Below are 1,425 nucleotides of genomic sequence, written 5' to 3'. Positions count from 1 at the left end.
CGTCGATTACCCTAAAGATCCTGAGTTCCGTAAGAAGTTTGGCCCACGCGGTGTGATTCGATCGTACGCTGACGGCAAAATTGAAGATACAGGGCCTCTGACTCGTAAGCGTATGGAAACGGTGGACGAAGAGACGTTAGATGCGGCACTCGACTTCATGGATCGTGCCGTGAAAGCGAAAAAACCATTCTTCGTTTGGTGGAATGCAACCCGCATGCACTTCCGTACTCACGTGAAGCCAGATAACCAAGGCAAAACCGGCATCAGTACTTATGCTGATGGTATGGTAGAGCACGACAACCATGTTGGTCAGCTACTGAAAAAAGTGGATGACTTAGGCATTAAAGACAACACCATTGTCTTCTACTCAACAGATAATGGCCCACACATGAACTCGTGGCCAGATGCAGGTACAACGCCATTCCGTGGCGAGAAAAATACCAACTGGGAAGGTGCGTACCGTGTTCCTGCAATGGTACGTTGGCCAGGTAAAATTAAAGCGGGTTCTGTCTCGAATGACATCATGCACCACATGGACTGGATGCCTACATTTGTAGCCGCCGCTGGTGATGACAACATCAAAGAGAAGCTGCTAAAGGGTTATAGTGCTGGTGGCGAAAAATTCAAAGTTCATCTCGACGGCTATAACTTCCTGCCATACCTCACTGGTAAAGAAGAGAAAGCACCGCGTGAAGAGATTTTCTACTTCTCGGACGATGGCGATTTAACTGCGCTTCGTTACAACAAGTGGAAACTGGTCTTCATGGAACAACGTGCAAAAGGTACGTTGCGTATTTGGGCTGAACCATTCACCAAATTACGTGTGCCGAAGATCTTCAACTTGCGCATGGACCCTTATGAAGTTGCGGATGTTACCTCCAACACGTACTACGATTGGATGCTTGATCGCGCCTACATGTTGGTACCAGCACAAACGTATGTTGGTCGATTCCTAGAAACCTTCAAAGAGTTCCCGCCAAGGCAAAAAGCCGCAAGTTTCTCGCTTGATCAAGTGATGGAGAAACTGCAAGAGAACCCGAATAAGTAGGTTTGCTACACGATCAACACTCCAAATCGAGAGGCTCTAAGGAGCCTCTTTTTTTGCGCACCGTTTAAGTTTTTCTTAAAACTCATGTAATTACTTGTCCAAAAAGAAAAAGTCATCCTACAGTTGATGAAGAACAAAATTAGAATAACAAGGATCGTTATGACTCAGTGGGCAAGTTGGAAGCAGGCAATAGTGAGCCTTGCTATGCTCGTCAGTTTTTCTCTGTTTGGACAGCAAAACGCCCAAACTTCACCAGAAGTTGTTCAAGCTCAGTTTATTGGTAACGAAACGTGCATCGATTGTCACCAAGTCGAAGTGGAAGCGTGGCAAGGCTCGCACCATGATATGGCGATGCGCCATGCTGATTCAGAATCCGT

At 46.5% G+C, this 1,425-nt stretch carries 2 protein-coding genes; both read left to right on the top strand.

Going from position 1 to position 1,425, the window contains the following annotated elements:
- The coding region (locus tag R7P35_RS24320) for a sulfatase-like hydrolase/transferase (protein ID WP_318092896.1) at positions 1-1,048 on the top strand (1,048 nt) is incomplete at its 5' end.
- A 159-nt stretch (positions 1,049-1,207) separates the two neighbouring features.
- On the top strand, positions 1,208-1,425 hold a 218-nt coding region (locus tag R7P35_RS24315), incomplete at its 3' end, for a hypothetical protein (protein ID WP_318092895.1).

Origin of the sequence: Vibrio sp. Vb0304, assembly GCF_033338995.1 — a bacterium.
Classification (GTDB): Bacteria; Pseudomonadota; Gammaproteobacteria; order Enterobacterales; family Vibrionaceae; genus Vibrio; species Vibrio alginolyticus.
The sequence above is the reverse complement of the archived record's forward strand: the minus strand, read 5'-3'. Positions and strand labels throughout refer to the sequence as shown.